Origin of the sequence: Hyalangium minutum (assembly GCF_000737315.1) — a bacterium.
GTDB lineage: Bacteria > Myxococcota > Myxococcia > Myxococcales > Myxococcaceae > Hyalangium > Hyalangium minutum.
Genome location: NZ_JMCB01000002.1, coordinates 624629 through 650107, shown reverse-complemented (window position 1 = coordinate 650107; position 25479 = coordinate 624629). Strand labels below are relative to the sequence as shown.

Annotated in this window: 21 protein-coding genes; 6 read left to right on the top strand and 15 right to left on the bottom strand. The window is 69.0% G+C overall.

What is annotated here, in order from left to right:
- Positions 1–283: 283 nt before the first annotated feature.
- From lptB to DB31_RS06265, 4 genes are read right to left on the bottom strand one after another with little or no spacing between them, the layout of a single operon-like run.
- Positions 284–1024, bottom strand: coding sequence for an LPS export ABC transporter ATP-binding protein (lptB, locus tag DB31_RS06280; protein ID WP_044183607.1), 741 nt, complete (start codon positions 1022–1024; stop codon positions 284–286).
- On the bottom strand, positions 1021–1536 hold the full coding sequence (locus DB31_RS06275) for an LptA/OstA family protein (protein WP_044183604.1): 516 nt from the start codon (positions 1534–1536) through the stop codon (positions 1021–1023). Before DB31_RS06275 ends, lptB begins: the two co-directional genes overlap by 4 nt.
- Complete coding sequence (locus DB31_RS06270) at positions 1533–2078, bottom strand: hypothetical protein (RefSeq protein WP_044183601.1); 546 nt, start codon at positions 2076–2078, stop codon at positions 1533–1535. Before DB31_RS06270 ends, DB31_RS06275 begins: the two co-directional genes overlap by 4 nt.
- Before the next feature lie 13 nt (positions 2079–2091).
- Positions 2092–3048 (bottom strand): lysophospholipid acyltransferase family protein, encoded by a 957-nt coding sequence (locus DB31_RS06265; protein WP_044183597.1) that lies wholly within the window; start codon positions 3046–3048, stop codon positions 2092–2094.
- Between the two features lie 19 nt (positions 3049–3067).
- Here DB31_RS06265 and astB point away from each other — a divergent pair, with 19 nt between their 5' ends.
- The gene (astB, locus tag DB31_RS06260; RefSeq protein ID WP_044183594.1) at positions 3068–4390 is read left to right on the top strand and encodes an N-succinylarginine dihydrolase; all 1323 of its coding nucleotides are present in this window, start codon (positions 3068–3070) and stop codon (positions 4388–4390) included.
- A 102-nt stretch (positions 4391–4492) separates the two neighbouring features.
- Complete coding sequence (locus DB31_RS06255) at positions 4493–6163, top strand: hypothetical protein (protein ID WP_044183591.1); 1671 nt, start codon at positions 4493–4495, stop codon at positions 6161–6163.
- 27 nt (positions 6164–6190) lie between these two features.
- On the opposite strand, the gene DB31_RS06250 is transcribed toward DB31_RS06255, so the two are convergent.
- Positions 6191–8860, bottom strand: coding sequence for an O-antigen ligase family protein (locus DB31_RS06250; protein WP_044183587.1), 2670 nt, complete (start codon positions 8858–8860; stop codon positions 6191–6193).
- 160 nt (positions 8861–9020) lie between these two features.
- Here DB31_RS06250 and DB31_RS06245 point away from each other — a divergent pair, with 160 nt between their 5' ends.
- Positions 9021–9341 carry a hypothetical protein gene (locus DB31_RS06245; protein WP_240486553.1) on the top strand — a complete coding sequence of 107 codons (321 nt, stop codon included), beginning with the start codon at positions 9021–9023 and terminating at the stop codon, positions 9339–9341.
- Between the two features lie 3 nt (positions 9342–9344).
- On the opposite strand, the gene DB31_RS06240 is transcribed toward DB31_RS06245, so the two are convergent.
- From DB31_RS06240 to DB31_RS06215, 6 genes are all read right to left on the bottom strand, one after another.
- Positions 9345–10517, bottom strand: coding sequence for an acyltransferase family protein (locus DB31_RS06240; RefSeq protein ID WP_044183584.1), 1173 nt, complete (start codon positions 10515–10517; stop codon positions 9345–9347).
- Positions 10514–11815, bottom strand: a complete 1302-nt coding sequence (locus tag DB31_RS06235) for a UDP-glucose dehydrogenase family protein (RefSeq protein ID WP_044183581.1) — start codon at positions 11813–11815, stop codon at positions 10514–10516. Before DB31_RS06235 ends, DB31_RS06240 begins: the two co-directional genes overlap by 4 nt.
- Positions 11816–11916: 101 nt before the next feature.
- Positions 11917–12888 (bottom strand): nucleotidyltransferase family protein, encoded by a 972-nt coding sequence (locus tag DB31_RS06230; RefSeq protein WP_044183578.1) that lies wholly within the window; start codon positions 12886–12888, stop codon positions 11917–11919.
- Positions 12889–12976: 88 nt separating this feature from the next.
- Positions 12977–14011 (bottom strand): nucleotidyltransferase domain-containing protein, encoded by a 1035-nt coding sequence (locus DB31_RS06225; protein ID WP_083968058.1) that lies wholly within the window; start codon positions 14009–14011, stop codon positions 12977–12979.
- Positions 14012–14016: 5 nt separating this feature from the next.
- Positions 14017–15501 (bottom strand): MraY family glycosyltransferase, encoded by a 1485-nt coding sequence (locus tag DB31_RS06220; RefSeq protein ID WP_044183575.1) that lies wholly within the window; start codon positions 15499–15501, stop codon positions 14017–14019.
- Positions 15502–15628: 127 nt separating this feature from the next.
- A complete protein-coding gene (locus tag DB31_RS06215) occupies positions 15629–16771 on the bottom strand; it encodes a glycosyltransferase family 4 protein (RefSeq protein ID WP_044183571.1) in 1143 nt (380 codons plus the stop codon).
- Positions 16772–16946: 175 nt separating this feature from the next.
- On the opposite strand from DB31_RS06215, the gene DB31_RS44565 reads away from it, so the two are divergent.
- The 3 genes from DB31_RS44565 to DB31_RS06200 are packed head-to-tail and all read left to right on the top strand — an operon-like array spanning position 16947 to position 20515.
- Positions 16947–17540 (top strand): class I SAM-dependent methyltransferase, encoded by a 594-nt coding sequence (locus tag DB31_RS44565; protein WP_052419754.1) that lies wholly within the window; start codon positions 16947–16949, stop codon positions 17538–17540.
- A 27-nt stretch (positions 17541–17567) separates the two neighbouring features.
- A complete protein-coding gene (locus DB31_RS06205) occupies positions 17568–19019 on the top strand; it encodes an N-6 DNA methylase (RefSeq protein WP_044184071.1) in 1452 nt (483 codons plus the stop codon).
- Complete coding sequence (locus tag DB31_RS06200; RefSeq protein ID WP_052419753.1) at positions 19016–20515, top strand: restriction endonuclease subunit S; 1500 nt, start codon at positions 19016–19018, stop codon at positions 20513–20515. The genes DB31_RS06205 and DB31_RS06200 overlap by 4 nt, the downstream gene beginning before the upstream one ends.
- Positions 20516–20538: 23 nt before the next feature.
- Here the strand turns inward: DB31_RS06200 and DB31_RS44560 are convergent, their stop codons facing one another.
- The 4 genes from DB31_RS44560 to DB31_RS06180 form a co-directional block, all read right to left on the bottom strand.
- Positions 20539–21858 (bottom strand): FadR/GntR family transcriptional regulator, encoded by a 1320-nt coding sequence (locus DB31_RS44560; RefSeq protein ID WP_083968042.1) that lies wholly within the window; start codon positions 21856–21858, stop codon positions 20539–20541.
- Between the two features lie 108 nt (positions 21859–21966).
- Positions 21967–22881, bottom strand: coding sequence for a glycosyltransferase family 2 protein (locus DB31_RS06190; RefSeq protein WP_044183568.1), 915 nt, complete (start codon positions 22879–22881; stop codon positions 21967–21969).
- A 6-nt stretch (positions 22882–22887) separates the two neighbouring features.
- A complete protein-coding gene (locus tag DB31_RS06185; RefSeq protein ID WP_044183565.1) occupies positions 22888–23844 on the bottom strand; it encodes a glycosyltransferase family 2 protein in 957 nt (318 codons plus the stop codon).
- Entirely contained in the window at positions 23841–25355 is a 1515-nt protein-coding gene (locus DB31_RS06180) for an oligosaccharide flippase family protein (protein WP_044183563.1), read from the bottom strand. The genes DB31_RS06185 and DB31_RS06180 overlap by 4 nt, the downstream gene beginning before the upstream one ends.
- Positions 25356–25479 lie beyond the last annotated feature (124 nt).

Sequence of the window (25479 nt, the reverse complement as noted above, 5' to 3'; positions counted from 1 at the left end):
AAAAGGCTCCCCACCGAGGAGAAACATGTCCCTCATTCAGCTTCAATCAAGGACCGTGCCAAACTAGCAAGACCCCCTCCATTCGTCCAGTGCCCAAGAATGTGGCCTCTTGCTTGCAAGCCCTGATTTCCATAATGGAATCATGGATTTAGGAGACGTTTCGGGTCTCCTGGCAGGTGTTCACCCCTCGACGCAAAGGGTAGGCCAACGAAAGTCAAGGGGTGTGTTGGAGCGTGCTCGGCTGCTCTCTCAGCGCGTAAGAATCGGCCCTAAGGGGCCGTTTTCACGGCGTTTGCAGGCGGAAGCGCTCTCCCAGGTAGACCGCGCGCGCTCGGGGCGACTCTGCGATCGCGGCCGGGGTGCCCTCTTCGAGGATCTGCCCCTGGGCGATGATGTAGGCACGGTCGCAGATGCCGAGGGTGTCCTGGACGTTGTGGTCGGTGATCAGCACGCCCAGGCCCCGCTGCTTGAGCAGGGCGATCTGCTTCTGGAGGTCCCCCACGTTGATGGGGTCCACGCCCGCGAAGGGCTCGTCGAAGAGGATGAAGCGGGGGTTGGGAATCAAGGAGCGGGCGATCTCCGCGCGCCGCCGCTCGCCGCCCGAGAGCGTCTCTCCCAGCGAATCGGCCACATGGTTCAGGCCGAACTCTTCGATGAGATCCTGGGCCTTGGTCTCGCGGGCCTTGCGGTCCAAGCCCTTCTGGAGCTCCAGCACGGCCAGGAAGTTCTGGCGCACGGTGAGCTTGCGGAAGATGGAGGCCTCCTGGGGCAGGTAGCCGAGGCCGCGGCGCGCGCGCCGGTGCATGGGCAGGTGCGTGAGGTCCTCCTCATCCAGGCGGACGCGGCCGCGGTCCGGGGTGACGAGCCCCACCACCATGTTGAAGCTCGTCGTCTTGCCGGCGCCGTTGGGCCCCAGCAGCCCCACCACCTCGCCCTGGGAGACGGTGAAGGTGACGCCGCGCACCACCTGGCGCTTGCGGAAGCTCTTCTGGAGGCCCTCGGCAAAGAGCTGCCCGGCGCTCATGGCTTCTTCGCGCCTCCCTTGCCCTTCTTCCCGCCGCCCGCCGGGGCCGTCTCCACGACGATGCGGGCGTTCTCCACCTCGAGCCGCTCGCTGCCCAGCGTGAGGCGCACCTTGGTGCCCGTCACATAGGTAGTGCCCTGGCGGGCCTCGGGAGAGCCCGTCACCACCAGCACGCCGCTGGGCACGTCGTACTCGGCGCGCTCGCCCCGGGCGAACCGGTCGCCGTCCTGGGCCTGCACGCCGCCGGTGCACTCCACGCGCGTCACCTCGCGGGCGCCCGTGTAGTAGGCCACCATCTTGTCGCACTTGAGGTCCAGCGTGCGGTGCTTCACCTGCACGTCCCCGGTGAAGGTGGCCGAGCTGCGCTCGCCCGTAATGAGCTTGGCGGTGATCTCCACCGGGTTGTTCAGCGGCACGTTGCCGAGCATCGGCGCGCGCGGGCCTCCGTCCGTCGCCGCGGGCGCCGGCGTGGGCTGAGCCAGGAAGAAGGCCATCGCCAGGAACTCGATCACTTTGCCCCTCCCACCACGGTCTGGGTGTCGCCTTCGAAGGTGAACGTCCCATCCACGAAGGACAGGTCGAAGCTGTCGGCCCGGAGCCCATAAGCCGGGCCCTGCACCGCCACGCCCTCGCGGCCCCGGGCGTGCTGGGCGGGAGCGTCATAGGTGGCCCGAGGCGTGCGGGCCACGGCGCCATCGGCGGTGCGGATGACGACGCCTCCGGAGCCCGTGAGCTGGCGCGAGGCGAGGCTGCCCTCCATCACCGGGGCGCGGATCTCCATGCCTCCTCGGGGACCCGAGGGTGCGCGCTGGGTGCCTCGACGGCTGGGCAGGCGCAGCAGGGTGTTGGTGGCCGTCACGGCGCCCTCGGCGCGCTGGTAGGTGAGGCGCTCGGCGCGGCCGGCGAGGACGAGCTGGTCGCCCTCGAAGGTCTGAATGTGAACGCCATAGAGCACCACCTGGGGTGGAGGCTCGGTGGCCCCCGCAGGCCCACTGCGAGGCCCACATGCGGTGGCCAGGAGGACGAGGAGGCTGGAGAGCAGGAGGCGCGGCACGGGTCTCTTCCTATCACCGGGAGGGGGCGGGCGCCTGGACTCCAGGAGCAAGTGTCGCGGGTTGAGCCTCGGGACGGGTCTTCCACCGCTGGTGCATCCATACCCACTGCTCGGGGACACGGCGGATGGCCGCCTCAATCCGCTGGGAGAGCGCGGCTGTGAGCGCCAGCGCCGCCGCCTCCCGATCCTGCTCGGTGGGCAGGGGCACCTCCTCCATCGTCAGCCGGTAGCCCTCCGCGCCGCGCTGGCAGAAGCCCACCACCACCGCCGCGCCGGTGCGGATCGCCAGGTCCGCCGCCGCCCGAGGCGTCGCCGCCAGCTCTCCGAAGAAGGGCACGAAGAAGGACTGCACCTTGGTGTCCTGATCGATGAGCAGCCCCAGAATCTCTCCGCCCTTCAGCGCCCGGAGCATGTGCCGGGCCGCCCCCTCCTGCCCGCGCCAGATGCTCCGCACCCCACCCCGCTCCCGGAAGCGGCTCACGAGTTCGGTGACCCTCGGATCCGACGTCTCCTTGGCGATGCTCTGGCAGGGGAAGCCCTCGGAGGCCACGCGCCGGGCCAGTAGCTCCCAGTTCCCCACGTGCCCCGAGACGAACACCACGCCCTTGCCTCGCGCGAGCGCCGCCTCCAGCACGGCCCGCTCCTCCTGAGGCCACGCCACGAGCTGCTTCAGCTCCCGGTCGAGCGCCGCTGTGCACCCCACCTCGAACATGGCGGAGCCCAGGTGGCGGAAGCACGCGCGGGCCAGAGCAAGCCGCTCGGCCTCGGACTTCTCCGGGAAGGCGCGGGCCAGGGACTTCAACGCTTTGCGTCGCTCGCCTCCCGCTACGAGGAACGCGAGTGTCCCGAAGCGCACACCCAGCCACCGCGCCACCCCCAGGGGCATGGGGTGGACCAGGGCCAGCGCGGCCCGGATGAGCAGGTAGCGGAGGAAACGCTTCAGCCGCTTTGCTAAGGGTGGGTGCTCCACAGCCCCGGTTCTATATCCAATGCGCGAGTACAACTTCGACGGTCTCGTCGGCCCTACTCATAATTATGGCGGCCTCTCGGTCGGCAACCTGGCCTCCACCACCCATGGCGGCCAGGCCAGCTACCCTCGCGAAGCCGCCCTCCAAGGACTGGAGAAGATGCGCTTCGTGGCGGGGCTCGGGGTGGGACAGGCCGTGCTGCCGCCCCAGCCACGCCCCTCGCTGAAGACGCTCCGGATGCTGGGCTTCTCCGGCACCGACGAGGAGGTCATCACCCGCGCCGCTCGCGAGGCCGAGCACCTGCTGCGGCTCACCTCCAGCGCCGCCGCCATGTGGACGGCGAATGCCGCCACCTGTGCGCCCTCGGAGGACACGGGGGACAAGCGGATGCACCTGACGCCCGCCAACCTCCAGCAGATGTTCCACCGCGCCATCGAGGCGGAGACCACGCACTCCGTGCTGCGCGCCATCTTCTCGGACGAGGCGCGGTTCGCCGTGCACGCTCCCCTGCCCGGCGGTGGCCACTTCGCCGACGAGGGCGCGGCCAACCACACCCGGCTCGTGACGCCCGGACATGCCGCGGTGCACCTGCTCGCCTGGGGCCGCAGCGCGTGGAAGGACATTGCCGGACCCCAGCGCTTCCCCGCCCGGCAAACGTTGGAGGCCAGCCAGGCGCTCGCCCGGCTGCACCATTTGGATCCAGACCGCACCCTCTTCCCGCAGCAGCACCCGGAGGGCATCGACTCGGGCGCCTTCCATACGGACGTGGTCGCCGTGGGCAATGGTGCCTTCCTCATGCTCCACGAGCTGGCCTTCGTGGACCACGCCGGGCTGCTCCGCACGCTGCGCGAGAAGCTGGGCCCGGGCTTCACCTCCGTGGTCGCCACCCAGGCGGAGCTGCCGGTGAAGGACGCGGTGAAGGCGTACCCGTTCAACTCCCAGGTGCTCACCCTGCCGGATGGCAGCATGGCCATCATCGCGCCCATCGAGAGCCAGGAGATGGAGACCACGCGGCGCTTCCTGGAGCGCGTGGTGGCCGAGGAAAACCCCGTGAAGGCCGTGCACTACCTGGACGTGCGCCAGTCCATGAACAACGGCGGCGGTCCGGCTTGCCTGCGCCAGCGCATCGGGCTCACCGACGCCGAGCGCGCCGCCGTGAAGGCCAACGTCTTCTACTCCGCCTCGCTCCACGAGTCGCTCGCCGCCTGGATCCGCAAGCACTACCGCGAGACGCTCTACGCCAAGGACTTGCAGGATCCCAAGCTCGCCCGCGAGACGATGACGGCGCTCGACGAGCTCACCCGGATCCTCCAGCTCGGCAGCGTCTACGACTTCCAGCGCTGAGGACGGCCTCGCTCAAGGGGCCGCTGTATTTTTGACGCTGGAGAAGGGTGCTGGCCATCATCGGGTGCACCTCGGAGCACGCGGGGTGTGAGGTGATGCCCCATGAGCGATGAGCAACAGCCAGCCGCCCGCCCGAAGTTCAACCCGCTGCGGTGGATCGAGCCGTCCCTCAACGGCCTGGTGACGGTCGCGCTCCTGGTGCTCACCTGGGTGCTGGCGACCAGCGAGACGGGACGAGCCTTCCGGGAGAACCTCGCCTGGTACGGCAAGCTGGCCCTCGCGGTGCTCGCGGGCGTGCTCATCCTGGCCATCACCCACTGGTCCAACATCCGTGCCCGCGTGGAGGAGCAGTGGCTGGCGCTGGCGAAGACCACGGCCGCGCTCGCGCCCTCGCTGGTGAAGCCGGCCCTGCTGGTCCTCCTGGCCGCCATCCTCTTCACTGCCTACTGCATCCTGAGGGTGCAGCCGCAGTTCATGAAGGGCCCCATGCTGCTGGGCATCTCCATGCCCCTGCTGGGCATCCTGTGCCTGTCCTCGGCGCCCGCGCTGCTGACGCTCGGTGTCTCGCTCCTGGTCGAGCGCCGCATGGCCCGCGGGGACTTCTCCTTCGAGGTCAACCCCGCCCTCATCTCCAGCCGGAAGTACGGTGCGCAGGTCGTCAAGCACGCCCGCGCCAACTGGGAGTACGAGCGGGAAATCATGGAGGGCGCCATCCACCGCATGGGCCGCCACGCGGGCATTCTCGGCTTCCTGGCCTCGAGCATCCTGATCACCTGCACCGTGCTCATGACGACCGAGGACGACTACATCGCGCTCGCGGTGGGGACCTCGGTGACCATCTCGTTCACCCTGCACCTGGGGCAGATCTTCTTCCGCTCGGCGAGCAATGACGCCACCGCGCGGATGATGGCCCGCGCGTCTCGCACGCTGCTGATCGTCTCGGTCTGCGCCCTCTTCTTTGGCGCCCTGCTGCTCGAAGGCAATCCACTGAGCGCCATCCCCCGGGCGCCGGAGGTATCCGCGCTCGCCGAGCCGCCTCCCCTCGCTGCCACTACCCCGCCCGCCCCAGGCACCAACCCGCTGAGTGGAAGAACGGGGGCGCTGCTCATTGGCATTGCTGTCGCGCTCCTCGGAGAGCGGATCCTCCGGATCGTGACCAACCGCGCCGCGAGCCTGCTGGGCCTGGAAGGCTTTGCTTCGCCCGAGCCGACGGACCTGAACATCATCGACGGGCTGGCCGAGGAGGATGCTGCGCGTCTGGCCGAGGAGCGCATCGACTCCATCCACGCGCTGGCGTTCACGCCCACCTCGCGCATCTTCTTCAACACCGTCTATGGCCTGCCGCGCATCTGTGACTGGCAGGATCAGGCCCTGCTCATCGAGCGCGTGGGCCGCACCAACGCGCTGCTGCTCCGGGAGCAGTTCTTCATCCGAGGCGCCATCGCCGCGCGCCGGTTCGCGCTCCAGAAGTTCGGGCCGCCCGAGCAGAAGTCTCCAGAGAAGGAGCCCGAGCCCGAGCAGAAGCCCGAGGGCTCCGGCGTGCAGACTCCCGAGAAGCTCCCCGCACCGCAGAAGACCCCGGACCTCCCGCAGGAGGACGTTCCTCCCCCCGAGAACGCCAAGCAGAACCTGGGCACCGGGAAGTCGACGGAGTGGCTGGCCCTGGATAAGGAGTCCCACCTGGACCGGGCCCTGCGCTCTCTGATGGATGACGAGAACATCGAGATGCTCGAGGTGTTCTGGCGCTCGGTGCCGGTGCTGAAGAGCCGATAGCCACCCATCTCCGACGTCCGCCCCTGCTCACGGCGGCGTGTCGGAGCTCGTCTCCAGCAGGTGCTCGACGATGTCCTGCTTGTGCGGGTCCTGCATCAGCTCCTGCCGCCGTGCCTCCAAGAGCTTGCGCTCCTCCTCCTCCAGGCGGGCCACCCAAGACTCCTCCTGCTCACGCCGGACGTTGGAAGGCAGGAGATGCAGGCCCTCGCGCACCGAGCGCGCCGCTTCTCCGTAGCGTCGCAGTGACTCGTGCAACCGGGCCACCGTGAAGTGGGCCTCTGGCGCGGGTACGAGCCTCGCGACCGTCTGGTACCGCTCCAGCGCGCGGGAAAGCAGTCCCTCTTGCTCGAAGCTGATGGCCTCCAGCGAGAGCAGCCGCGCCCGCTGCGGATAGTCCGTGATGAAGGGACTGGCCTGTTGGAGCACTTCCCTCGCCCGCCGCGTCAGCCCGCCTTCGAGCAGCTGGCTCGTCAGCTGGAAGGCCAGCTCCACCTTCCCTGGGAAGCGCGGCAGGAGCCGATCGAGCAACTGGATCGCTTCCTCACGCCGCCCCTGGGCCCGGAGAATCTCCGCCCGCAGCATCAGCGGCCCGAGCGCATCCGGCGCCCGCTTCTCCAGCTCGGCGCACAGGACATCGGCCTCCCCCAGCTCCTTCCGCATCAGGCGCAGGCGCGACTCCTGCTCCCACAGCGCATCCATGTCTCGAGCGGCAAAACGGACCGGTGACGCTTCGGGCGAGCGATCGCTCAGCTCCTGCTCGAAGAACTCACGCGCCCAGGCGAGCCACGCCAGCGCCTGCTCCTGCCTCCCAGGACGGAACTGGAGGGACTGCGCCAGGGCGGCCACCACCCGGGGATCATTCGGAGTCAGCCGCTGGAGATCCTCCAGCGTGCGCGACTGCTCCAGGGCCTCGCGCGCCAGCACGTCCCTATCTCCCGATTCGTACGCCAGCCGGTACTCCAGGAAGCCCTGGCTCCGGCGCCCCAGTGCCAGCAGCGCCCGCGCGGCAATCCGGTGCGCGTCCGGGTCCACGGGCCTCAGGTAGAGCGCCCGGTTCACGAAGGCGAGCGCGTCCTCGGCGGAGGCCTTCCCTTCGGCCGCGTGCGCCGAGCCCGCGAGGCTGTAGAGCAGATAGTCCGAGGGGTGCCGGTCGATGAGCGCCAGCGCCCGCGCTCGCACCTGGCTCAGCGGCGCACGGGCCTGGATGAGCCCGGACAGCTCCTCCTCCGCTCCGGCCAGCGTGTGCCGCCCCGCCACCAGCCCCACTCCCCCGAAGAGCACCAGCGCCGCAGCAACTCCCAGCGCCCGGTTGGGAGCCAGCCTCCACGTCGCTGCCGGCGCCTCTGGAGTCTCTCGCTCCTCCGGCCGAGCCACCGCCGCGAGCGCCACCCACGCCGCCGCCGCGCACGCGGGCAACTCCAGGCTGAAGTCGAACAAGTTGTGGAGCCCGAGCGCCGCGACTCCCGCGAGCACCGCCACCTCCGCGCCGCCCAGCCGCTCCCGCCGCAGCAACCGCAGGAAGCCCCACACCATCCCGGCCAGCAACACCAGCCCTGGCACCCCGAACTCCGCCCCGAGCTGCAGCACCGCGTTCTCCGGGTGTGTCAGCGTGTTGGGATTGGGCTCGGTCTGATAGCGCGGGAAGACAGACTCGAAGGAGCCTCGGCCCATGCCCAGCACCGGAAAGGCCCTCGCCGCTTCAATCATCCGCGGCCACAGCTCCACCTTGCTGCTCTGGCGCAGCTCCTCGACGCTGTCCGCGCTGGCGGCCTCCACCACCAGCTTCTCCCACCCCACGTAGCCCCCCACCGCCAGCGTCGCGCCCAGGACGAGCAGCGCGGCAGCGGCCCGGCCCTTGGGCAGCGGCGAGCGCTCCGCCCTGCCCGTCCGCTGGCGGTCGTACAGCGTCCTCGCCGCGAGGAGCGCCTGCCCCAACACGAAGAAGAGGATCCCCGCGCGCGAGAGCGACAGGAGCACCCCGGCCCCGGACAGCAGCGCCGCTGCGGCGAAGAGCACTCCGCGCTCGCGCAGCTCGCTCGTGAGCGTCAGGCCCAGCCCCACCGTGGAGGCCAGCCCGAGAAACCCGGCCAGGTGGTTGGGGTTGCCGAACGGCGTCACCAGGGGCGGCTGCGCATGGGCAAAGGCACGCAGGCCAAACAGCTGCGTTACCCCCAGCAGCGCGTGCAGCAGCCCGATCACCGTCAGCGCCGCTCCGGTGAAAGCCAGCGTGGCCAGCAACCGCCGCCGGGAGCGCCGGGAGCGGCACACCTCCACCGCCGCGACGAAGGCCAGCGCGTACGCCGCAGAGCCCGCGAGCGCTCTCCACGTGGCTGGCGGATCCAGGGAGACAGGACGCGCGGACGTGAGGCCCAGAGGCGCGAGCGCGAAGTCACGCAGCGCGGCGGCCTCGGGGCTTACCCACCCGAGCAGGCCCGAGGGGAGCGGGAGGAGCTGCAGCAGGCAGAGCCCCGCGCCCGCCACCAGCGGCACCGCGATCAGCGGCACATGGAGCGAGTGCCCCAGGCGCCGAGCCCCCACTCCTGCAAGGGCAAAAGCCACCGCCGCCAGCCCCACCAGCGGCCAGAGCACCCACGTGGGAGCTCCGCCAAGAGCCAGGGGACAAAGGATGATGAGCCCCGCGAGCGCCGCTTCGGCGCCAAGACTGAACCGGGAGGTGCGGCGAGACGCGGAGGCCATGGACGCGCCCTCACTATCTCACGAGCGAGCGAGAAAGCCTCCACCCCGTCCCCTTCCCTTGAGGCACGGGGTCCCCTCCTGGCTTCCCGGGAGCAGGCGGGCAGGCGGCTCGGGAGCCTCGTCAGCCACCGCTCCCCGAGGGACACGGCTTGCATCCGGAGTGGCATCTGGCATCTTCCGCCAGCCCATGCGCCGTCCTGCCGCCATCGCCCTGCTGTCCCTTGCCCTGCTCGGCCTCTCTGGCTGCAAGGGCGCCTGCCGCGAGCTGTCCGAGAGAATCTGCGACTGCTCCACCACGACTTCGCTCGAGCGCGAGGTGTGCGTGCGCCGCGCCATCAACGACGAGGCCGTCGTCGAGCCCACCGCCGAGGACGAGGCCTTCTGCGAGTCCAAGATCGACTCGTGCGACTGCTCGCAGGAGGCGAAGAACGTCGACCTCAATACCTCCGAGGGCAAGCTGGCCTGCGGTCTGGCCCGCTGACCTTCATACCCCCGGCTCGACCGCGGCGCCTCGGCGGCCCCGCTCCGTCCAGTCCTGGAGCACGCGCCGGACCCCTCCGCGCAGGGGCATCTCCACATACCGGTGGGCGAGCCACGACGCCACGAGCGCTACCGGCAGGAACACGGTGAACAGGGCCCGGGGCGAGCTCAGCTCCACCCACGGAGCCATGGCCGCCGCGGCGGCCCCCACTGCCAGCCACACCGGGTGGTGGAGGATGTACAGCGCATAGCTGGCCTCTCCGAGCCGGACCAGGAGCGGCCGGGACAAGAACCATCCCAAGGCCCCGCCCCCTCGCGCCAGCCCGTACACCAGCAGCGCGTACACCGGGGCCAGCAGCGCGTTGTGCAGCAGCGGAAAGGGCAGCCGCGAGCTGGAAGCGAAGGCTCCCACCGTGAGCAGCGCCGCCACCGAGGCCAGCAGCGCCCCCGTACGGCCGCGTGCGGGCCCCTCCTGGAGAAAGAGCCGGCCCAGCACGACGCCCATGAGGAACTCGGGCAGGCGCAGCACCGGGTTGAACTTGAGCACGGTGAGCCACACGCCCCGCGAGAGGATGCTGGCGGGCTCCCCATCCGGCTCCAGCGCCAGGTAGAGCAGTGACGGCAGGAGCCCCAGGGCCCAGAGCCCCGCCAGGGCCCACAGGAGCCGCGCACGCGTCCACCGCCCCATGCGGACCGCGAGGGCCGGGAACACCGCGTAGAAGAACGCCTCCACGGCGACCGACCAGCCGGGCGGGTTCCAGTAGAGCGTCGCGGGCGGCAGCCACGTGTGTACGAGCAGCAGCGCGCTCCCGCCGCCCACCGCCAGCTTTGCCGCCGCCATCGCCGGGCTGTTCGCCGCCAGCGAGCCGGCCATGACATGGGGCGCCAGCAGCACCAGCGCGAGCACGTACACCGGATAGATGCGAGCAATCCGGGCGATCCAGAAGGTGCGCGGCGCCACCGCCATGCGCCCCTCCGGCCCCAGGTAGTTGTAAGAGAGGACGAACCCAGAGAGCACGAAGAACAACCCCACCGAGGCGTACCCGCACTGGGAGAGGGCCTGCATCCACCCGGGCGCGAGCTCCATCCACCCGAAGCCAAAGTGGAACACCACCACGTGCAGCGCGGCGAAGAAGCGCAGCCCGGTGAGCGCCGGAAGGGGCTCGGCCCGGCTCACGGTCGGCCGATGCCCTGGTACGTGAAGCCCAGTTCGCGCATCCGCGCCGGGTCGTAGATGTTGCGGCCGTCGAAGATGATGGGCGACTTCATCAGCGACTTCATCCGCTCGAAGTCCGGGTGGCGGAACTCGTTCCACTCGGTGACGATGAAGAGCGCGTCCACGCCCTCCAGCGCCTCGTAGGGCAGCGAGGCGTAACGGATGCGGTCGCCGAAGTAGCGCCGCGCGGTGCGGTCCGCCACGGGGTCATGCGCCACCACCTGGGCGCCCTTGCCCAGCAGGCCCTCGATGATCTCAATGGAAGGCGCCTCACGCATGTCGTCCGTCTTCGGCTTGAAGGACAGGCCCCACACGCCGAAGGTGCGCCCCGCCAGCGAGCCGCCGAAGTGCTTCAGGGCCTTGTTCACCAGCAGCTTCTTCTGGCGCTCGTTGGTGCGCTCCACGGCGCGCAGCAGGTCCAACTCCAGCCCGTGCTCACGGCCCGTGGCCACCAGCGCCTTCACGTCCTTGGGGAAGCACGAGCCGCCGTAGCCCACGCCGGGGAAGAGGAACGGGTAGCCGATGCGCCGATCCGCGCCGAGCGCCTTGCGCACGAAGTCCACGTCCGCGCCCACCTTCTCGCAGAGCGCGGCCATGTCGTTCATGAAGGAGATGCGCGTGCTCAGCATCGCGTTGGCCGCGTACTTCGTCAGCTCGGCCGAGCGCGTATCCATATAGAAGATGGGGTTCTCCGTCCGGACGAAGGGCGCGTACAGCTCGCCCATGATGCGGCGGGCCCGCTCCGAGCTGGTGCCGATCACCACCCGGTCCGGCTTGAGGAAGTCCTCCAGCGCCGCGCCCTCCTTGAGGAACTCGGGGTTGGAGACGACGTCGAACTCCACCTTCGTCACGTGGGAGATGGCCTCGCGCACCTTGTCCGCGGTGCCCACCGGCACGGTGCTCTTGTCCACCACCACCGTGTACTGGCGCATCGCCCGGCCAATCTGCTCGGCGGCGGTCAGCACGTACTGTAGGTCCGCGTCGCCGCTCTCGCCCTCGGGGGTACCCACCGCGATGAAGACCACCTGCGCCGGGCCCACCGCCTCGGCCAGGTTCAGGGTGAAGGACAGGCGCCGCTCCTTCACGTTCTTGCGGATGAGCTCTTCCAGGCCTGGCTCGTAGAGGGGCACCTCGCCCGCCTGCAGCGCGCGGATCTTCCGCTCGTCGATGTCCACACAGGTGACATCGTTGCCGGAGTCCGCGAAGCAGGTGCCCGCGACAAGGCCGACGTAGCCCGTTCCGATGATGGCGATGCGCATGAGACTCCCAGGGGCTGGTGCCCCCTGTCTCTTACGTCGAGAGGGCCGTCAGGGGAAGGTGGAGGACACCGCTCGTGCCTGCCCGGGAGGCGGGCGGGGGCTCACTGCCCGGTGAGCAGGCGTCGGAGCCGGTCCGCGCCTCGGAGCACGCCGTGGCTGCCCGGCACGCTCACGGGCTCCACCACGAGCCGGTTCAACAGCTCGCGGGTGGCGCGGCGCAGGGGCGGACGGGAGGCCTCCACGGCCGCAGCCGTCTCCGGAAAGAGCCGCTCGATGATGGACAGCGAGGTGTACAGGGCGCGCTCCAGCCGCCACGCCTTCGCGCGCTCCTTCAGCGCCGCCATGTCCAGCGGCCGGGAGTAGACACTGCCCATGGAGGTGGAGCCCGTCACCAGCTCCCGCAGGTCTACGAAGGACAGCCACGGCACCTGGTAGCCCTGGCGCGCGTGCTCCAGGACCAGGAGCAGCACCATGTCCTCCAGGTCCGGCCGGAAGATGGACGGGCCGTAGACCTTCCAGGGCTTGGCCCGGTCGAAGATGCCCTGAACCTCTTCGCGCCGGTCCGGCCCGAGCGCGTCCGCGAAGAGGTAGATGGCGGTGCGCCCATCCGACAGCACCCGGGCGGCACCGCTGTTGCTCTCGTCCTTCTCCGGCTTGAAGTGGTGCTGGGAGAGATAGCCGGAGAAGCCCTCCACATCCACGCGCCGCACCAGCATCTGGATGTCCAGCACGGGCCGGAAGCCCACGTGAGGGTAGATGGCCTCGGCGAAGGCGGCGGCGCCCATGACCAACAGCTTGCGGCCCTCGAGCTCGTCGACGATCTGCTTGAGGTTGACGAGCTTCATCACGTTGTCGTTGACGGAACCCGAGTAGATGGAGAGCAGCCGGTCCCGGGCCCACTCGGGCGAGTCCGCCCCAGCCAGCCGATACTCCAGGTTGTAGGCCGCCAGTGGGGCGAGCCCCTGGGCAATGGCCCAGTCCACGTACTCCTCCCAGGGCGCATCCCGCAGCGACCCCTTGGGCGGATCGAAGGAGGAAAGGACGCGGAACGTGTCGAGCAGGCTGGGGGCCATGGTGGGGCTCCTTTAGCGAGTCAACACCCGGGGACGCAATCCATGGTTTCAACCACCGTCCACGCCACCACGCTTGCGGAAGCAGCCTTTACCGCCGGGCCGCCCCCGGCCACCGGGCCCGTGCGGCCTCACCCAGCCGCCACAGCCCGTAGCGCGCCATGGGCACGGCGCGCGGCGCGAGGAGCAGCTTGGCGGTGGCCCACTCGGCCCTGTGGGTCACGAGCCGCGTCGCCAGCAGCCGCTCCTCGGAGAAGAACCGCCGGGCCAGCACCCGCTGCCAGCGCGGCGGAGCCATCAAGGCCAGCACCTCCTCCGGCATGGGTGCTCCCAGCAGCCGGTGCGTGGCCTCCAGCGCGTACCACGCCAGGTGGGAGAAGGCCGTAGCCCGCGCCACGTCCGCCACCCGGTACCAGCGCAGCCCCGGGTGCGCTCGCAGCAGCAGCTTCACGTCGAACAGCCACGAGAGGCGCTGCAGCAGGTGGTTGCTCGCATGCGAGCACAGGTAGACCAGCTCCTCCTCGGCCCGGAGGTGGCGCACGCGGCGGCCCTCCAGCTCGGCCTCCTGGGCGTGGGCGAGCAGCGGCTCGGACTCGAGCGCCAGCCCGTACCCCACGAGCGCCCGGTGGTGCAGCTCCACCATCCCCGCCGTCCCTTGGAACTCGAGGTGGTGCGAGTGCTCTCCGCCATGCCCAGGCCGCTCCGCCGCCCGCTTCAGCCCCAGGCCCTCCAGGGCTCGCGAGGCCCGCTCCACCTCGCCGCTGGCCACGAGCAGATCCACATCCGTGGTCGCGCGAAGGAACGGCTCCGGGTACAGCCGCCGCGCCAGCGCAGTGCCCTTGAGCAACACCGGCACCACGCCCACCGCGGCGAGCGCATCCACGGAGCGCACCAGGAGCGCGTGGACCCGGATGGCCCGCGCGGCGCTGCTCTGGGCCTCCCGGCGCAGGGCCTCACGCGCCGCGTCCGGCAATGTCCACCCTGCCCGCTCCGCCGCATGCTGCGCGAAGCCCCCGAGCCCGTGCCTCGCGGCGGCACGAACGAAGGCCTCCGCGTCCACGGGGGGCGGCCTGTCGGGAGCCTCCGGCCAGGAGCGAAGCAGCGCCAGGAAAGCCCGCGCGCCCACCCGCGTCACCGCCTCAGGGAGACGACCCGGCCCGGCTCGGCCTGGGCAATGGCCAGCAGGCTCGCGGCGCGCTCGGCCACGGCGTCGGAGACGAGCTCCAGCGCCAGCTCCTCATCCCGGCTCACCTGCGAGCGCCCATCACGCCACGAGAGGTGGAGCCAGCCCAGGGACACCTCCGCCTCCTTCACCTCGATGTGCACGTCCAGCGGCAGGGCGGAGCCGGCGGGACGCTGGGTCTCGAAGACGATGCCCTCGGTGAGCCCCTCTCGCTGGTGCTGGAGGCGAAGCTCCAGGTGAGCCACGTCGAGCGCCTCGGCGAGCGGCCGCACCGCCTCCCACACCTCCGGGAGCGACTGGGCCTTGCGGACAGCGCGGGAGAGCTCCGTCACCAGCGTCCGCAGGCGGATGTTCTTGCGCCGCGTCTCTCCCACGGTGCTCGCGCGGTGCAGGTCCAGGTAGCCCAGCTTGCGCATCAGCACGAAGATGACGATGCCCATGCCCACCAGCAGCATGGCGCTCTGCGCGCTGTTGGCGAAGTTGAGCCCCAGGGCCGTGAGGGTGAACAGGGCACACAGCCCGTACAGCACGAGCACCGCCGAGCGGTGGCTGAGCACCATCCGGCTCATGAGGCGGTGGTGGATGTGCTCCTTGTCCGCGCTGAACATGGGCCGCCCGAGCACCGATCGCCGGACCATCGCCAGCAGCGTGTCCATGATGGGCAGGCCCAGGGCCATGATGGGCACGAGCATGGCCACGGCGGTGCCGCTCTTGGTGGACGTCTTCAGCGAGACGGCCGCGAGCACGAAGCCCAGGAACATGCTCCCGGTGTCGCCCATGAAGATGGAGGCCGGGTTGAAGTTGAAGACGAGGAAGCCGAGGATGGCACCCGCCAGCGCCGCCATCAGCAGGCACATGACGACGTCCCCGCGCACCAGCGAGAGGATGAAGTTGGTGCCCACGCCGAAGAACGCGACGCCGCCGGCCAGTCCGTCCAGCCCGTCGATGAGGTTGATGGCGTTGATGACGCCGACAATCCACAGCAGGGTGAACGGCAGGCTGAGGGCGCCCAGCGGGAGGGCCGCGCCGAAGGGGTTGGCGATCAGCTCGACGCGGAAGCCCAGCATGTAGAGCGCGATGGCCACGGCGAACTGCACGGAGAACTTGAGCCGGGCGCCCGCTCCCTGCAGGTCGTCATAGAGGCCCAGCGTGGCAATGGCCACTCCGCCGGTAAACAGGCCCCAGACGAGCTCCTGGTGCCACCGGAACAGGTACCCCACGCCCGAGTCCACGAAGAAGAGCGCGCACAGGGGCGCGAAGAAGCCCGAGACGATGGCAATGCCGCCCAGCCGGGGAATCGGGCGCACATGCACCTTGCGGCTGGAGTTGGCTTGGTCGACCCAGCCCCACGCCAGCGCCCGGTTGCGCACGACGAGCGTGAGCACCAGGGAGACCATCAGCGCGACGAGGAAGGTGACCAGGAAGGTGATCATCAGGAGCCGAGACCTGCCATGGTGGCGGCGCACGGCGTGGCGCGTCAACGTCTTGCCCGGGAAATTCACGGGCTCGGCTGCAGACTGCCCGCCTGCACCCCGGCCCTCGACGGCGTCCCGCGCCGCGTTACCGTGCTTGGAGTGCGGACTCGTAGAGACGCAGCGTCCGCAGCGCCACGTCCCTCCATGTCATCCCCTGTACGGCAGTCTGCGCGGCGCGGCGGACCTCGAGCAGCCGCTGCCGGTCCTCGGCGTAGGCGCGCACGGCGGCGGTGAAGCCCGGCACATCGCCGATGGGCAGCAACCGGCCGGACTCGCCCTCACGGACGACCTCGGGCGCCACCCCCACCGGCGTGGCGATGGGAGCGAGCCCACAGGCCATGGCCTCGATGAGCGACATGCCATAGCCCTCGGCGTGGCTGGGGAAGAGCAGCACCTCGTGCTCGCGGAGCAGGGTGGGCAGCTCCGCGTGGCGGTAGCGCGGCACCACGCGGATGCGCTCCCGTGCGGCGGCGGGGAAAGCGGCGAGCACCTCGGCCTCTCCGGTCCCAGTCCCCAGAATGGAGAGAGAAAAGGCCACGTGCTGCTCGAGCAGTGCTCGAGCCACGGCGACGACATCCTCGCGGCCCTTGCGCTGAATCCAAGAGCCCACGAAGGCCAGGCGCAGCGGGCCCTCGGCGAGGAGCTCGGGAGGCGGGAGCGCTCGGAAAGGCTCGGGCAGGCCGTGGGGGATGAGGCAGATGTGCTCGGCGGGGACCCCCAGGTGGCCGCTCGCGTAGTCGCGATCCAGCGGGTTGAGGAGCACGACACGATCCGAGAGCCGCAGAGACTGGCCCACTTCCCAGAGCCGGAAGCCGCCGTGGTAGAGCGGATACTTCCAGCTCAGGTTCGCGGCACCGGCGCGGGCGTCTGTGCGGAGCTGCTCGGTGACGACGTGCTCCAGACCGTGGCTCCGCGTGACGAGGGCATGGCGGCGCTTCGCTCCGGGGCGGCTCAGGCGGGCCCAGGGCCAACAGTCGCCCGTGGTGATGTCGAGCACATCGAAGCGCCCGGCATTGCGCGTCAGCCACGCGGAGAGCGTCCAGGGAAAGCGCACGGAGTGCCAGGCCGAGTACGCAGTGACGCCGGGGAAGGCCTCACCAAAGCCGTAGTACGAAACCTCGCAGCCGAGCCCGGTGAGCGCCTCCCCCAATGCGAGGGTGACACCCGGGGCACCGAGATTCGGATCGAGCGGATGGTGGATGGCGAGAAGCACTCGCAGGCCGGACACGGGTGCTGGATAACACGAACCCGGCGGCGAACCCTCCACCGAGGGGCTGGCTCCCCGGATGCTTTGAGTGACAAAGAAAGCCCAGCCGTCCCGCATCCGACACACTGAACCATGCTAGGGATACGCGGACTTGCGCCGGGGAGGGCGCGAGCACGAACCCTCTACGGAGCTCTGCATGCGCGTCATCACCCACTTCGGCCTCTGGCTCGCCGGTCTGGAGCAGGCCCAGACGCAGACGTCCGCGGCCGAGCGTGCGTGCCTGGCGAAGCACGCGGCGGGCAAGCAGCGGCTGGTGGAGATCGGCGTGTGGCACGGGGTAACGACGCGGGTGCTGCGCAGCGTGATGGACCCGAGCGCGACGCTGTACGCGGTGGATCCGTTTCCCCCCGGCCGGCTGCGGTTCAGCTTCCAGTACCTCATCGCGCACCGGGAGGTGGGCGCGGTGCGCAACGGGCGGGTGACCTGGGTGCGAGCGACGGGCGAGGAGGCCGCACGTCGCCACCGGGCACAGGGGCTGCCGCCGGTGGACTTCATCTTCATCGACGGAGACCACACGTACGACGGGCTCCGGGTGGACTGGACGGGCTGGAGCCCGCTGGTGGCGCCCGGAGGCGTGGTGGCGCTGCATGACAGCCGGGACGCGAAGGAGAACCCGCGTCCGGGGGCAGGCAGCGTGCGCTACACGAGCGAGGTCATCGTGAAGGATGCCACCTTCGAGGTGATCGACGAGCAGGAATCCCTGACGGTGCTGCGCCGCCGCGCGGCCTGAGGAGTTCGCGCGAGGGTGGGGATGGCCATGTCGACGGGGACGACTATCAAGAGCCTCCAGGACATCATGCGGAAGGACGCGGGCGTGGACGGAGACGCCCAGCGCCTCAGCCAGCTCGTGTGGATGCTCTTCCTGAAGGCCTTCGACGGCCACGAGGCGGAGCAGGAGCAGCGGAACCCGAGCTACACGTCTCCCATCCCGGAGCGGCTGCGGTGGCGCACCTGGGCGAAGAACCCGGAGGGGCTCACGGGCGAGGCGCTCCTGGACTTCGTCAACCATGACCTGTTCAAGACCCTGAAGGCGCTCCCAGCCAAGGGGAAGCACGCAACCATGGCGGCCGTGGTGCGAGGGGTGTTCGAGGACGCCCACAACGCGATGAAGTCGGGCACGTTGATGCGGCAGGTCATCCAGAAGCTCAACGCGCTCGATCTCCACCGGGCCTCGGATCGGCACGAGCTGGGGGACCTCTACGAGAAGCTCCTCGCGGACCTGCAGAACGCCGGCAACGCAGGCGAGTACTACACACCGCGAGCGGTGACGCAGTTCATCATCAGCCAGGTCAACCCGAGGCTCGGAGAGAAGGTGCTGGACCCGGCGTGCGGCACGGGTGGCTTTCTCACCTGTGCGCTCGAGCACATGCGCACCCAGGACGTGAAGAGCCCCCGGGATGAGGCGGCGCTGCAGGCGAGCATCTTGGGGGTAGAGAAGAAGCCGCTGCCTCACGTGCTGTGCGTGACGAACATGCTGTTGCACGGCATTGAAGTGCCTTCGAACATCCATCACGGGAACGCGCTGGCGCGTCCCCTGCGAGACTACGGCCCTGAGGACCAGGTCGACGTCATCCTCACGAACCCACCGTTCGGAGGCATCGAGGAGAACGGGCTCGAAACCCACTTCCCGCCGGAGCTCCGCAGCCGGGAGACAGCGGATCTCTTCCTGGTGCTCATCCTGACGCTGCTGAAAAAGGGAGGCCGGGCCGCACTGGTGCTACCGGACGGGATCCTCTTCGGCGAGGGCGTGAAGGCGCGCATCAAGGAGCGGCTGCTCCGGGAGTGCAACCTCCACACCATCGTCCGGCTGCCCAAGGGCGTCTTCCATCCGTACACGGGTATCAAGACGAACCTGCTCTTCTTCACGAAGGGCGAGCCCACCCAGGAGCTCTGGTTCTACGAGCACCCGTACCCCGCCGGAGCCAGGAGCTATTCGAAGACGCGGCCACTGCGCCTCGAGGAGTTCGAGCCCGAGAAGCACTGGTGGACCCATCGCCAGGAGACCGAGCACGCCTGGAAGGTCCGCATCGGAGAGGTCCAGGCACGGGGCTACAATCTGGACATGAAGAATCCTCGCGCCCGGGATGACGCACCTGGGGATATCGAGGGGTTGGTACGGCAGTATCGCGAAGCGGCAGCCGAAGCCGTGAGGGCCCGAAACGCCGTACGGGACGAGCTCCGGGACGCCTTGGAGAGACCGCCGCAATGACGCCGGCTCTGGAGCACTTCGAGCTCCTCGCAGAGGCGGAAGGAGACATCGAGAAGCTCCGGGAGCTGACCCTCGATTTGGCGGTGCGAGGACGGCTGCTGCCCTCGGACACCTCCCACTGGATAAAGACACGGTTGGGAGAGCTGATCCGCTTGACCTACGGCAAGGCGCTCCCCGAGAGAGCCCGCAACCCAGCGGGCCAAGTGCCCGTGTATGGCTCCAACGGAGTGGTGGGCCGTCACGACCAGGCGCTGGTCCACCAGCCCTGCCTCATTGTCGGGCGCAAGGGTTCTGCGGGGAGCATCCACTGCGTCACGGAGCCATGCTGGCCCATCGACACGGCCTATTTCGTGACGGCGCCACCGGAGGTGGAGCTGGAGTTCCTGTTCGTGCTGCTCCGGTCATTGAAGCTGGAGCGCTTGGGACGAGCCATCGCAGTCCCAGGCCTGAATCGAAACGATGCCTATGCGCTGACCGTGTGCCTCCCGCCCTGCGAGGAGCAGCGACGCATCGTCGCCAAGGTCAACGAGCTGATGCAGCGGCTCGATGAGTGGGAGTCTCGAAGAGCGAAGCAGCGAGCCCTTCAAGCCCGCCTCCGCTCCTCCGTTCTCGACGCGCTCGTCTTGGCCCAGAAGCCCGAGGCCTTCTCCGCCGCCTGGAGACACGCTCTCGACCACTTCGAGGTGCTCTTCGAGCGGCCCGAAGACATTCAGGCCCTGAGAGAGCTCGTGCTCCACGCGGCCCTGAGGGGCATCCTCACGAAGTCAGAACCCGATGACGGAAGCGCGGACACACTGCTCTCCCACCTCGGCTCCGAGCGCCAGCGCATGCGAGGGAACATCCGGGTGAAGGATACACACCTGCCTCCTGTCAGCCCCGCGGAGGAGCCGTATCCGCTCCCCTCCTCCTGGCGATGGTGCCGTCTGGGCCACTTCGGTGGCCTGCTGGGCGGGGGCACTCCCTCCAAAGCCAACACCGCCCTCTGGAGTGGACCCATCCCCTGGGTCAGTCCCAAGGACATGAAGCGCTCCTATCTCGACGACACGGAGGACCACCTCTCCGAGCTCGCTGTCGAGCAATCCTCTCTCCGGCGCATTCCCCCGGGCAGCCTGCTCTTCGTGGTGCGAGGGATGATCCTCGCCCATTCATTCCCAGTCGCGCTGACCACGCGGGAGGTCACCATCAACCAGGACATGAAGGGCCTGGTGCCCGCCCTTCCCGAGACAGGGCCATACCTGCTCTGGGCCTGCAAGGCGGCACGTGCCCGCATTCTTCAACACGTAGAGCGCTCGTCCCACGGCACCTGCCGGCTCGACACCCGGCGCGTGCAGGAAACCCCCATTCCTCTTCCCTCTCTGCCCGAGCAGCGGCGCATCGTGAGCAGGCTCGAAGCCCTCACGAGGCAATGCGACGAGCTCGAGCTCCGGTTGCGCCAAGCGGACCAAGCTGCCTCGAAGCTAACCGAATCGATGGTGGCAACCCTGGTCTCGTCCTGAGCTACGACAGCTCAGCCCACAGCTCAGGGCTTCTCGGAGACAGCTCCAATCTCTCCCTCCTCGTCGCCGGCAGGAGACACCGCCCGCCCAAGTTCCGTATCGCTTGAGGGGCAGCCCAAGCCGCAGGGCACAGACGCGGGAGGAGGGACCCCTGCCGACCGCTTTTTGTCGGAACCTGTCCAACAAGCAGACAAGTTCGCGCCGAACTCGGCCGGCACCTCGCCCGTAGCGGTCCCCGGCTCGGTGTGAGCCTCCTGGATTTGCGCATCGGAGACGGGTTCGCTCCTCGCAGACTCTCGCTCAGCGTGAACCTTCTGGACCTGTTCCAACGATGGCTCACACGTCACGGCTTCAAGCTCGGTGTGAACTTCCTGGGCCTCCTTCGCCAACACGGATTCGCCCGTTGCCGCAGCAAGGTCGGAGTGAAGTTCCTGAACCTCTTCCACCAACAATGGATTGGTCGTCGCGGTCTCAGGCCCGATGCGAGGTTCCCCAAACAGGGCCCCTGTTGAGGACTCGTACCTCGCAACATCGGGCCTGGAGTTCTGGTCCGGAAACGGAGCTTCTTGTGAGGGCTGCTTTCGGGGCAGCTCCGTTGGACCGAGAGGAATCATATGCGGGCGGGCGGCATCTTGTAAGGCTGAGAGTCCTCGGAGGAGGCGCTCGTCGCACGCCTGAAGCAAGGGTGCCAGCTGATGCTTCAGCGCCTGCACGTCCTTGTCATGCAGAGCTGAGAACGCGGCATGTGCCCACCCACAGATGGCTTCGCCGTCCAGATGGGGTAACAAGCGCCCGGACATCCCCCAGAAGGAACGCTCCAGCGATTGGATGAGCAGGAAGTGTCCAGGACGGCCCGAGAAGATTGCTGCCTGCCGCAACAGGTTGAACTCTCGCTCCACCCAACCAGGACGCCCTTTCCAGCGCGCCTCTTCCCTCAACATGAAGCAGGCGTCCTGCAGTGTCTCCAGATCCGCCTGGGTGGCACGTTCGCAGCAGGCTGACAGCAGCTCGACTGTCATCTCTCGCTTCAGCTCGAGGTACCCCTCCAGCAGCCGTCGCCTCTCGGGGTGTGCCGGGCCTTCTGCATGCAGCGCCACGCTCAGGTTCTCGAGCGTGACCGCCACGTCCATGGCTACTGCGCGGGTCTTACGCCCGGGGTGCTGCACCACCAAGCCTCGCGCCGCCAACCGCAGCAGCGCTTCCCTCACGGTGGTTCGCGAGACGCCATACTGCCGTGCCAGCAAGCTCTCCGAGGGAAGAAAGCCACTCGCGGGTAACCGTCCCTGCGAAATCGTCCGCTCCAGGTCCTCCTCGATATGCGCCACAAAACCCATCCGTTCCATCTCCGCCACCCACCTCGTTCATGGTTTCCGCCATCAAACCATCCGAGTCTGACATGGTAGGTAGGGCAACAGGCACCCTCCCTCATAGGCTGTCATCGGCTGCATGCCTCAGCGGCGAAACGGCTTCAGCGCGACCGACGCCACCATCCATGGCGCGAACCCCAGCATGTAGCGCCAGCGCGGCACCACGAGGTGCGCAGGCAAGCTCCGCCGGTACAGGTCCAGTGCGAGGTCCGGCCGTCCGTGCTCCACCAACCAGCGTGACACGTGCCGTACGCCGTGGAGGATCAACGTCAGCCGCTCGCGCCTCCGTGCCTCACTCCCCGGATAGCGCCCGAGCCGCTCTTGCTCCAGTTGGTAGCACAGCCCCTCGTAGCCGCGCTCGAGGTCCCGAGACGAGGAACTCCCGTGTTGGCGGTAGCCCACCACGAGCGGCTCCTCCATCCACACGAAGCACGGCTCCGTGCCCAGCCGGTACAGCAGGTCGTGGTCCTCGGAGATGATGCGCAGCGGCGTGAACCCTCCCACGCGAAGCAGCGCCTCTGTCCTCACGGCGACCACGCAAGCGGTCCGGACGAACGGCGCCTCCGCCGTCGCGAAGTAGTCCGCGAAGGCATGGGTCTTCAGCGCGCCTCGCTTCACCCTGGACAGCTCTTCCGGACGCTGGAACTTGGCGGGAGTGCCCATCACCACCGAGGGCTTTCCGTACATGCCGATAGCTTGGTGGTAGGCCGCCAGGGTCCACGGAAACCACAGGTCATCGCTGTCCAGGAACACCACGTACTGGCCCGCGGCGTGCCGAATGCCGAGGTTCCTCGCCGGTCCAGGCCCCTGGTTCTCCTGGCGCAGCACGCGCACCCGCTCGCCGTAGCGCGCGAGCACCTCGCGCGTGCCATCCGTGGAGCCATCATCCGCCACGAGCACCTCGTAGTCGGTGAACTCCTGGGCGAAGACGGTCTCCAGTGTCTCGCCGATCAGCCGGGCCCGGTTGTACGTGGCGATGACGATGGAGAAGAAGGGCATGGCCGCTCACCCCACTCGCGCGCGCAGGCCCATCTCAGAGATGCGCAAGAACGTGGAGAGCTGCCGCTTGTACTCGCTCAGGCTCAGCCGCCTCCGCACCAGCGACTGTGTCAGCACGAACGAGTTCCACGGCAGCGTCCCCACCAGGATGAGCCGCATGAGCTGCTCATGGAGCCGGCCATGGTGCTTGCGGAAGAAGGCCAACCGCGTGCGCCACAGCTCCACGCGGATCTTGTCCGGCCCCGACGCCGAGGGCCGGAATGAGCGGCTCGTCAGGTGAGTGATGACCGCGTCCGGGCAGAAGGCCACCTCCCAACCTGCCTTCCACGCTCGCACGCACCAGTCCGTGTCCTCCGTGTTCCCCAGCGGAGAGAGCCTCTCGTCCAAGAGCCCCACGTCTCGCAGGCACTCCTCCCGCACCACCATACAGGCGCCCAGCACCCAGCTCACCCGCGCTTGCTCGTAGCCGTACTGCGCTGGGTGAATGTGCTGCCGCTTCAGGAAGTGCAACGGGCGCGGCAGGAAGCAGATGTCCCAAAGCGCCTGCGCCAGTGTCATCTCCCGGAACGCGCAATTCTGTACCGTGCCGTCCGCGTTGAGCAGCCGCGCCCCCGCCATGCCCACGCGCGGGTTCGCGTCCATGAAGCGCACCAGCGCGTCGAACGCTCCCTCGTGCACGATGGTGTCGTCATTGAAGACACAGAAGTGGCGGGCCTTCGCCTGGGTCAGCACCTGGTTGTGGTTGGCCGAGAAGCCCTTGCGCTCCTTGTTGAAGAGCCAGCGCACCTGCGGGAAGTCGCGCCGCATGGCCTCTACGCCCCGCCCGTCCGTGGCGTTGTCCACCACCCATACCTCGAAGGTGCACTGCCGCGTCGTCGCGAACAACGTCCGCAGGCAGTCGTGCAGCAGCTCCGGGTTGCTGTGATTGACGATGGAGATGACCAGATCCGGCTTCTGCGTCATGGCACGGCCCCTCCCGGCGCCACGCCCCTGCGCCGCGCTCGGACGAGCGCCACGATGGTCCGCAGCTCCGCCACCAACGGTACTCGCCCCGGCAACCGCTCCCGCAGCAGGAAGAGGCCCGAGAACAGCACCCCACCGGCGAGCGCCTGCGCCCACAGCCCCTCCCGGAAGGCGTACGCCGCGGCGAGGCAGGCTCCCAGCAGCAGCAGACCCACGGTGACGAAAGGCTCCACCACCTCCGTCACAATCCCTCGCAGCGCGGGGTTGAGCCGAGAGACGAGCCACGCCGTCACCCACAGCTCGCCCAGGCCCACGACGACACCCAGCGGCCCCACGCCGTTGAGCCCGAAGCGATGGATGAGCCAGAGCCCCAGCGCCCACTTCGAGGCGCCCACGCCCACCGTGACGGCGAGCCGCTCCCACGGCCGCCCGCCCGCGTTCTGCGCGGTGGCCAGCAGCCCCGTGAGCGTGACGAGGATGCACTCCATGCTGAACCACTGCACCAGCGGCACCGCAGGCACCCAGCGCTCGCCGAACAGGAGTGGCACGGCCACCGGCACCGCCAGCACTGCCAACGGAATGAGCAGGCAGAGCGCCGCGGACAGGCGCCGCAGCGAGGTGCGCAGGTACTCCGCGAAGCCCACTGGGTCATCCTGCAGCCGGCAGTAGGCCGGGAAGGCCACGCGGTTGAGGATCGCGCTGAGCATCATCGGCGTGGAGGCCAGCGCCCACGCCCAGTTGACGAGCCCCACCGAGTCCTTGCCCAGCACCCGTCCCACCACGAGCGGCACCCAGCCCGCCGTGAACGCCGCGACGATCGGCGGCAGCTGGTACGCCAGCCCGAACCCCAGCAGCCTCCGGATGATCGAGCCGTGGAAGGTGAACTGGGGCCGCCAGGGAGACGCCATCCAGATGCACACCAACCCCACCACTCCGCGCGCCAGCCCGCCTCCCGCCAGCGCCCAGGCCCCACACCCCAGCGCCGCCAGCCCGATGGTGATGACCACCTGCGCCAGGTTCTCGATGATTTCGGCGCGAGCGATGACCGGGAAGGCCAGCTGCCGCTCCAGCGCCATCAGCGGGATGACGCGCAGGGAGTAGAAAAACAGGCCCGCGGCCATGACGTAGAGCATCGGCAGCGCCTGGGCGCCCAGCGCGTAGCCCGCGACGAGCGTGGGTGCCAGCAGCGACACGATGATGGCGACGAGCCCCGTCAGCACCTGGTGGCCCCAAAAGAGCGTCGAGGTCTCTTCCGCCGTGGGCTCGCGGGTCTGGCGAACCAGCGCGGCGCTCAGCCCCAGGTCCCCCATGTACGCCCCCAGTGTGGCCGCGTACGAGACGATGCCGAACAGGCCATAGTCATCCGGGAACAACAGGCGCGACAGACACAGGGCGCTCACCACCCGCAGCCCCTGCGATACCAGGGTGCGGGCGGCCAGCACGAGCACGCCCTTCTGGGCGCGAGCCTTCACCTCGGAGGTGGTGGCTTCTGGGGCGGCGGTGGCGTTCATCCCAAGACAGGCCGCGAGGATGCTAATGGTGACCCCCTCTCCCCTCAAGCACGAGGCGCCTGCACGCTCTCCATCCAGGAGAGGGCCCCCTCCCCTCCGCGCGAGTCTTTTGACACCCCCGGAG

Coding starts and splice junctions, on each gene's coding strand:
- DB31_RS06205 (WP_044184071.1), top strand. CDS start 17,568: ATGTCGACGGGGACGACTATCAAGAGCCTCCAGGACATCATGCGGAAG.
- DB31_RS06250 (WP_044183587.1), bottom strand. CDS start 8,860: ATGGCCTCCGCGTCTCGCCGCACCTCCCGGTTCAGTCTTGGCGCCGAA.
- DB31_RS44560 (WP_083968042.1), bottom strand. CDS start 21,858: ATGGAACGGATGGGTTTTGTGGCGCATATCGAGGAGGACCTGGAGCGG.
- lptB (WP_044183607.1), bottom strand. CDS start 1,024: ATGAGCGCCGGGCAGCTCTTTGCCGAGGGCCTCCAGAAGAGCTTCCGC.
- DB31_RS06235 (WP_044183581.1), bottom strand. CDS start 11,815: ATGCGCATCGCCATCATCGGAACGGGCTACGTCGGCCTTGTCGCGGGC.
- DB31_RS06230 (WP_044183578.1), bottom strand. CDS start 12,888: ATGGCCCCCAGCCTGCTCGACACGTTCCGCGTCCTTTCCTCCTTCGAT.
- DB31_RS06190 (WP_044183568.1), bottom strand. CDS start 22,881: ATGCCCTTCTTCTCCATCGTCATCGCCACGTACAACCGGGCCCGGCTG.
- DB31_RS06220 (WP_044183575.1), bottom strand. CDS start 15,501: ATGATCACCTTCCTGGTCACCTTCCTCGTCGCGCTGATGGTCTCCCTG.
- DB31_RS06200 (WP_052419753.1), top strand. CDS start 19,016: ATGACGCCGGCTCTGGAGCACTTCGAGCTCCTCGCAGAGGCGGAAGGA.
- DB31_RS44565 (WP_052419754.1), top strand. CDS start 16,947: ATGCGCGTCATCACCCACTTCGGCCTCTGGCTCGCCGGTCTGGAGCAG.
- DB31_RS06180 (WP_044183563.1), bottom strand. CDS start 25,355: ATGAACGCCACCGCCGCCCCAGAAGCCACCACCTCCGAGGTGAAGGCT.
- DB31_RS06255 (WP_044183591.1), top strand. CDS start 4,493: ATGAGCGATGAGCAACAGCCAGCCGCCCGCCCGAAGTTCAACCCGCTG.
- DB31_RS06185 (WP_044183565.1), bottom strand. CDS start 23,844: ATGACGCAGAAGCCGGATCTGGTCATCTCCATCGTCAATCACAGCAAC.
- astB (WP_044183594.1), top strand. CDS start 3,068: ATGCGCGAGTACAACTTCGACGGTCTCGTCGGCCCTACTCATAATTAT.